This window comes from Streptomyces barkulensis (assembly GCF_002843305.1).
Taxonomy (GTDB): Bacteria; Actinomycetota; Actinomycetes; order Streptomycetales; family Streptomycetaceae; genus Streptomyces; species Streptomyces barkulensis.
On the sequence record NZ_PGSG01000107.1, the window covers coordinates 19745 to 27102 of the forward strand.

General features: G+C 73.2%; 8 protein-coding genes. 5 read left to right on the forward strand and 3 right to left on the reverse strand.

Annotated features, from left to right (window positions below):
• Positions 1–77: 77 nt before the first annotated feature.
• Both CUT83_RS23920 and CUT83_RS23925 read left to right on the forward strand, forming a co-directional pair.
• Positions 78–2570, forward strand: a complete 2493-nt coding sequence (locus CUT83_RS23920) for a glycoside hydrolase family 2 protein (RefSeq protein WP_101257918.1) — start codon at positions 78–80, stop codon at positions 2568–2570.
• On the forward strand, positions 2571–3461 hold the full coding sequence (locus CUT83_RS23925) for a LacI family DNA-binding transcriptional regulator (protein WP_240957984.1): 891 nt from the start codon (positions 2571–2573) through the stop codon (positions 3459–3461).
• A 118-nt stretch (positions 3462–3579) separates the two neighbouring features.
• On the opposite strand, the gene CUT83_RS23930 is transcribed toward CUT83_RS23925, so the two are convergent.
• Positions 3580–3933 (reverse strand): chaplin, encoded by a 354-nt coding sequence (locus CUT83_RS23930; protein ID WP_101257919.1) that lies wholly within the window; start codon positions 3931–3933, stop codon positions 3580–3582.
• A gap of 228 nt (positions 3934–4161) precedes the next feature.
• Between CUT83_RS23930 and CUT83_RS23935 the strand changes: the two genes are divergently transcribed.
• Entirely contained in the window at positions 4162–4971 is an 810-nt protein-coding gene (locus CUT83_RS23935; RefSeq protein ID WP_101257920.1) for an SDR family oxidoreductase, read from the forward strand.
• Between the two features lie 184 nt (positions 4972–5155).
• Positions 5156–5941, forward strand: a complete 786-nt coding sequence (locus CUT83_RS23940; RefSeq protein WP_240957983.1) for a VOC family protein — start codon at positions 5156–5158, stop codon at positions 5939–5941.
• Between the two features lie 55 nt (positions 5942–5996).
• Here the strand turns inward: CUT83_RS23940 and CUT83_RS23945 are convergent, their stop codons facing one another.
• Together CUT83_RS23945 and CUT83_RS23950 are read right to left on the reverse strand one after the other, a co-directional pair.
• Positions 5997–6761 carry a metallophosphoesterase family protein gene (locus tag CUT83_RS23945; protein ID WP_101257921.1) on the reverse strand — a complete coding sequence of 255 codons (765 nt, stop codon included), beginning with the start codon at positions 6759–6761 and terminating at the stop codon, positions 5997–5999.
• Entirely contained in the window at positions 6758–7045 is a 288-nt protein-coding gene (locus CUT83_RS23950) for a BON domain-containing protein (RefSeq protein WP_101257922.1), read from the reverse strand. Before CUT83_RS23950 ends, CUT83_RS23945 begins: the two co-directional genes overlap by 4 nt.
• Before the next feature lie 158 nt (positions 7046–7203).
• Here CUT83_RS23950 and CUT83_RS23955 point away from each other — a divergent pair.
• The coding region (locus CUT83_RS23955) for a helix-turn-helix domain-containing protein (RefSeq protein ID WP_158239054.1) at positions 7204–7358 on the forward strand (155 nt) is incomplete at its 3' end.

Consider the following 7358-nt stretch of genomic DNA (forward strand, 5'->3'; position numbering starts at 1 on the left):
CCGCTTTCCGTCCGTTCCCGGACGCCTTCGCAGACCAGCCGCTCCGCGCCGCGGAGCCGACCGAGGAGTGAGCGCCGATGATCCGCCAAACCCTGCACGACGGCTGGCAGTTGTCGGCGACCGGGGGTCCGGTCCCCGCAGACGTCGCGGGCCGGACCGTGCCGGCCGCCGTGCCGGGCAGCACCCACCTGGACCTGCTGGCGGCCGGCCTGATCCCCGACCCCTACCTGGACCGCGCCGAGGAGGAGCTGGTCTGGGCCCACCGCACCGACTGGCGCTACACGCTCGCCCTCACGGCCGGTCCCGCGGGGCCGAAGGAACGGGTGGACCTCGTCTTCGACGGCCTGGACACCGTGGCCACCATCGAGCTGGACGGGAAGGTGCTGGGCGGCACGGCCAACATGCACCGCGCCCACCGCTTCGACGTCCGCGGCGCCCTGACCGGCGGCGCCCAGGAACTGGCCGTCTCCTTCCGCTCCGCACTGGAGTACGCCGAGGAGGTCGAGCGCGGCCTCGGCCGCCGGGACCACGTCTACCCGCACCCCTTCAACATGGTCCGCAAGATGGCCTGCAGCTTCGGCTGGGACTGGGGACCGGACCTGCAGACCGCGGGCATCTGGAAGCCGGTGCGCCTGGAGCGCTGGCACACCGCCCGTCTGGCCCGGGTGCGCCCGCTGGTGACGGTGGACGCCGACGGCACCGGGCGTGCCGAGATCCACGTCGACGTCGAGCGCTCCGGCCTGGACGGCGGGGACGCCCCCCTGGAGCTGACCGCCACCGTGGACGGCCGCACCGAGCGCGTCACCGTACCCGCCGGCGAGACGGCCGCGACCGTCACCGTCACCGTGCCCGGCGCCCGCCTGTGGTGGCCCGCCGGATACGGCGACCAGCCCCTGTACGGACTCACCGTGGCCCTCGGAGCCCCGGGCCGGGCGGACTCCCGGGAGCCGCTGGACGCCTGGGAGCGCCGCATCGGCTTCCGGACCGTCACCGTGGACACCGCGCCCGACGAGATCGGCACCCCCTTCACCGTCGTCGTCAACGGCAGACCCGTCTTCGTCAAGGGCGCCAACTGGATCCCCGACGACCACTTCCTGACCCGGATCACCCGCGAGCGGATCGAACGCCGCGTGGGCCAGGCCCTCGGCGCCCACATGAACCTGCTGCGGGTGTGGGGCGGCGGCATCTACGAGACCGAGGACTTCTACGACGTCTGCGACGAGCGCGGTGTCCTGGTCTGGCAGGACTTCCCCTTCGCCTGCGCCTCCTACCCCGAGGAGGAGCCGCTGTGGAGCGAGGTGGAGGCCGAGGCCCGCGAGAACGTCGCCCGCCTGGCCCCGCACCCCTCCCTGGCCCTGTGGAACGGCGCCAACGAGAACATGTGGGGCTTCCGCGACTGGGGCTGGCCCGAGCAGCTGAAGGGCCGTACCTGGGGCCTGCGCTACTACACCGAACTGCTGCCCTCCATCGTGGCCGAACTCGACCCCACCCGCTTCTACAGCGCCAACAGCCCCTACAACCCCGGCGCGCCGGTCGACGGGATCCACCCCAACGACCAGGACCACGGAACCCGGCACGAGTGGGAGGTGTGGAACCGCGTCGACTACACCCACTACCGCGACCACATCCCGCGGTTCTGCTCGGAGTTCGGCTTCCAGGGACCCCCGACGTGGGCGACCTTGACCAAGTGGGTCCACGACGAGCCGATGACACCCACCTCGCCCGCCTTCCTGCTGCACCAGAAGGCCGAGGAGGGCAACGACAAGCTCGCCCGCGGCATGGCCCCCCACCTGCCCGAGCCGGGCAGCTTCGAGGACTGGCACTGGGCGACCCAGCTCAACCAGGCCCGCGCGGTCGCCTTCGGCATCGAGCACTTCCGTTCCTGGTGGCCGCGGACGGCCGGATCGGTCGTCTGGCAGCTCAACGACTGCTGGCCGGTCACCTCCTGGGCGGCGGTGGACGGCGACGAGCGGCCCAAGCCGCTGTGGTACGGGCTGCGCCACGCCTACGCCCCCCGGCTGCTGACCGTCCAGCCCCGCGACGGCCGGCCCGCCCTGATCGCGGTCAACGACCACGACGAGCCCTGGAGGGGCGAGCTGCTCCTGGAGCGGCAGACCTTCGCGGGCGCCGTACTGCGGAGCGTTAAGCTTTCCCTCGACGTGCCGCCCCGCTCGGTCACCCGCACCGGACTGGACACGTCACTGGTCAGCCCGGACGACGCACGCAGGGAGGTGCTGGTGGCCACCGCGCCGGACGCACGCGCCGTGCACCTGTTCGCCGAGGACGTGGAGCTGGACTACGACCCCGCGCCGCTCAGGGCCGAGGCCGTCGCCGTGCCGGGCGGCTACCGGGTGGACGTGAGCGCCTCGTCGTTCGCGCGCGACGTCGCGATCCTGGCCGACCGGGCCGCCCCCGACGCGGTCGTGGACGAGATGCTGGTGCCACTGCTCGCCGGTGAGAGCCGGTCCTTCACCGTGCGGACCGAGACCGACATCGACCCCGCCGCGCTGACGGAGCCGCTTGTGCTGCGCTCCGCCAACGGCCTGAGCGCCCCGGTGGTGCGGTACTGAGTGGACGCTTCGGAACACACCGGGACGGCGGGCGCCGGCTTCTCGGGAGCCGCCGGGCTGGTGCTCGCGCGCCCCGCGCGACTGCTGGGCGTCGAGCCGTTCTTCATGGAGTTCATCGCCGGCATCGAGGAGCGCCTCGCCGAGCGCGGCCTGTCCCTCCTGCTGCACGTCGTGGCGGACCAGGAGGCCGAGATCACCGCCTACCGCCGCTGGGCGGAGCGCGGGCTGGTCGAGGCGGTCGTGGTGGTCAACCGCACCGTCGACGACCGGCGGCCGGCGGTGCTGCGCGAACTGGGGCTGCCCGCCGTCCTGGTCGGCGCCGGCAGCGGTGACGACACACCCATGCCCGCGGTCCGGACCGACGACGCGGGGCCGGTGCGCGAGGCGCTGGCGCATCTGCTCGACCTCGGCCACCGCCGTATCGCCCGGGTCAGCGGCCCGGCGGGCCTGCTGCACACCCGGGCCCGCACCGCGGCGCTGGTCGAGGGGTGCCGGGAGGCCGGCGTCGAACCGGTGGTCGTCGAGGGAGACTACTCCGACGATTCGGGGGCCAGGCTCACCGCGGAACTGCTGCGCCGCCCGGAGCCGCCCACCGCGATCCTCTACGACAACGACGTGATGGCGGTCGCCGGACTGGGCGCGGCCAAGGAGATGGGCGTCGCCGTTCCCGAGCGGCTCAGCCTGATCGCCTGGGACGACTCGACGATGTGCCGCCTGGCGTCGCCGCCGCTGACCACCATGAGTGTGGACGTGCACCAGTACGGCGTGCTGGTGGCCGAGTCGGTGCTGGAACTGGTCGACGGCCTCCCGGTCGCCGAGCGGTGGTCGCCCACCGCCCGGTGCGTGCCCCGGGGCAGCACCGCGCGCCGCGCGGCCGCCTCCACCGCCTGACGCCGCTTCGGCGCGGGACGCGAGGAGAGGGGAAACGGAAGACCTCCGGGGAGGAGACCCTTCGTACGGGCCTCCTCCCCGGAGGTTCTTCCGAATCCGGACGCGGCCGGCGGCGCGGTCAGCGGCTGCCGTGGTGCTTCTTGCCGTGGTCCGCCTTCTTGCCGTGGTCCTTCTTCTTGTGGTCCGCCTTCTTGTGGTGCTTCTTGCCGTGGTCCTTCTTGGCGTGGTGCTGGTCCCCGTTGACGCAGGTGTTGCCGAACGCCGGGTTCAGCAGACCGACGATGTTGACGGTGTTGCCACAGGCGTTGACCGGGATGTTGACCGGCACCTGGATGACATTGCCGGAGACGACGCCCGGGGAGCCGATGGCGGCGCCCTGCGCCCCGGCGTCGGCGGCGGCGACTCCGGCGGAACCGGCCAGAGCGGCACCGGCGGCGGCCGTCACGGCGACAGCCTTGGCAATACGCGACATGAAGAGTCACTCCTTATAGCGAACAAACACCCGTCCGCCCGACTGGAGGCGGTGGTGCCGTGACCAACGCCCGGCCGTCCCGGAGGTCACCGCGATTAGGCCGAATGGTGGTCAAACAGCGCTCGGAAGGCGGTCCGGGCGGCCCCGGCCACCGGGGATGCACGGCGGTTTCGCCCGGAGGCGCCCGGGTACCGGGACCCGGCCCGGAACCCGCCGGAGGAGGACTGAATGAACGCGCACAGCGATTCCCCCGCCCGCGTCGCGGTGATCACGGGCGCGGACTCGGGGATCGGCCGCGCCACCGCCGTACGCCTGGCCGAGCAGGGGATGGACATCGGCATCACCTGGCACGAGGACGAGCGGGGCGCGCGGGAGACGGCCGAGGAGGTGCGCTCCCGCGGCCGCCGGGCCGCAGTCGAGCGGATGGACCTCACCGACCTGCCCGCCGCGGCGGACGCGGTCGACCGCCTCGCCGACGGGCTCGGCAGGATCGACGTCCTGGTCAACAACGCCGGCACCGGCACCGCCACCCCCTTTCTCGACATCGGACTCGACACCGTCCGGCAGGTCCTCGACGTCGACCTCGTCGGCCCCTTCCTGTGCGGGCAGCGCGCCGCCCGCCGCATGATCGACCAGGGCGGCGGCGGCAGGATCGTCAACATCACCAGCGTCCACGAGCACCAGCCGCGGGTGGGGGCCGCGCCCTACTGCGCGGCCAAGGGCGGACTCGGACTGCTCACCCAGGTCATGGCCCTGGAACTGGCCGCCCACGCGATCACCGTCAACGCCGTCGCGCCCGGGGAGATCGCCACGCCGATGACCGGCCAGGAGGACACCGACGTGACCACCGAGAAGCGGCCCGGCATCCCCGCGGGGCGGCCCGGCGACGCCCGCGAGGTGGCGGCCGTGGTCGCCTTCCTCACCGGGCCGGACGCCGCCTACGTCACCGGCGCGTCGTGGGCGGTCGACGGCGGCATGCTGCGGATGGGGCCGCAGGCCGGCTCCCATCTGGAGAGCGACTCCTGGCGCCGGCCCTGAACGGGCCGCCGGAGACGGCCGCTGCTCCGGTTGGTGGACGCCGGTTTCCCCCGGGCGCCGCGAGGGGGCAGCATCGGTCCAGGACAACCCGGACAGAACAGCCTGGACACGACGGCCCGGCAGAACGGCCCGGCAGAACGGCCTGGCAGAACGGCCCGGACGAGAGACGGTGTGGTGATCGGCCGTGACGGAGACCGAGAGCGTGCCGCAGGGTGCGCCCTGCTGGGTCACCCTGCTGGTTCCCAACCTGGAAGCCGCGCAGAACTTCTACGGCGAACTCTTCGGCTGGCGGTACCGGCCGGGCTCGCAGCGGCTCGGCCACTACGTGGTCGCGCTGGCCGGGGACGTCCCCGTCGCAGGGCTGGGCGAGGCCAAGGACAGCCTGCGCAGCCTCACCTCCTGGACGGCGTACTTCGCCTCCGACAGCGTCGACGTCGCGGCCGGGCGGGTGCGGGAACGAGGGGCGACCGTCGCCGTGGGACCGGTGCGGTTCGCCTCCGGCCGGGTGGCGTGGGCGGCCGACCCGGCAGGAGCGGTCTTCGGCATCTGGGAGGGCGGCATCGACCCGGAATGGCAGGCCGGAAGCAGGATCAACGCCCCCTCCTGGCTGGAACTGCTCACCCGGGACGCCTTCGCAGCCGCGCTCTTCTACGGCGAGGTGTTCGGCTGGGACAAGGGGGACCCCGAGCGCTACGACATCCGCTACGAGCACGACCGGGTGATCCTGCGCATCGACAGGCGCACCGTGGCGGGCCTGAGCGGCGGAGCGGTGGAGGACGCGCCCGACCCGCGGGTGCGGCCGCACTGGCACGTCCACTTCCGCGTCGAGGACGTGGACGCGGCGGCGGTGAAGGCGGAGGCGCTGGGGGCCGAGGTGGTCTCCGCACCGGCCGACACCCCCTCGGGGCGGCAGGCGGTCGTCCGGGACCCGCAGGGCGCCCTGTTCTCGGTCGAGAACCGGGCGCCCTGAGTTCGCGGGCGGACGCCCCGGGTGCCCGGAGTGCTCCGGCAGGCGCGGCGGCGGCTCAGCGGGAGGCCCCGGCCAGCGCCCCGGTTCCGCGTTCCGTGCCGGGCTCCAGGTGGTACACCGCGAAGGCGCGCCGGATGACCGGCTGGGCGACGTTGCGCACCCGCACCCCGCCGCTGGTCAGACCGTGTTCGGTGCCCGCGTGGGCGTGTCCGTGGACGGCCAGGTCGGCGCCCGCCGAGTCCACCGCCTCGGCCAGCAGGTAGCTGCCCAGGAAGGGGTAGATCTCCAGCGGCTCGCCGGCGAGGGTGTCGGGCACGGGTGAGAAGTGCGTCAGGGCGATCCGCACGGCGCACCCCCGCCGGTCCAGTTCCTCCAGCGATGCCCGCAGGCCGTCCGCGCAGCGGCGGGTGTAGCGGATGAACTCCTTCATGATCGGCTCGCCGAACTCGCCTCCGCTGCGCCCGGCGAACCCTCCGCCGAATCCCTTGGTCCCCGCGACGCCGACCCGGGTGCCGTCCACGTCCACGACCGTCCCCCCGCCCTCCAGGACGGTCACGCCCGCGTCCCGCAGCACGGCGGTGACCTCCTCGGGGCGCTCGTCCTGGTGGTCGTGGTTGCCCAGTACGGCGATCACCGGCACCCGCAGGTCCGCGACCTCCTCGGCGACGACCCGCGTCTCCTCGGGCGTGCCGTGGCGGGTCAGGTCCCCGGCGAGCAGCAGGAGGTCGGCGCAGTCGGGCAGGGTCTCGAAGGCGGGGCGCAGCACCCCCCTGCTGTCCGGCCCCATGTGGATGTCACCGACGGCTGCGACGCGGATCATGCCAGCTCCTCAGGACGGTCGGGGGCGGTGGGGTCGGCCACGACGATGTCGGTCCGCACCGGTGTGCCGCCCAGTTCCTCCTTCGCGACGCGCACGACGGTGTCGCGGCACTCGGCGGTGGGGACGGTGCCGCTGACGACCACCGTGTTGCCGCGGGACTCGATGCGCATGCCCAGCTCGGCGACCTCCTCGCGCACGAGCCTCTCCTGCAGATGGGCGATGCGGTACTCGGTGTTGTCCGCGCCGCCTCCCCGGCCGCCCCGGCCGGTGTCGTGGTCCGTCATCGGGGCTCTCCTTCGTGGATACCCCGTCCTTTGGGCCGGGGAGGAAACGAAGCTCCTGCGGAGCAGGGCAGGGAACGCCGGTTCGCCGCCAGGGCGGACCGGCGTCCACCCGCAACTGCCCACACTCCGTCACAAACTGATGGGGTAGTATGTGAACCGTGAAGACCACCCACGTGAAGCGGGCTTTCAAGTACCGCTTCTATCCGACCGATGCGCAGGCAGCCGAGCTGTCGCGCACGTTCGGCTGCGTGCGGAAGGTCTACAACCTCGCCCTGGCCGCGCGCACCGAAGCGTGGACGCGGCAGGAGCGGGT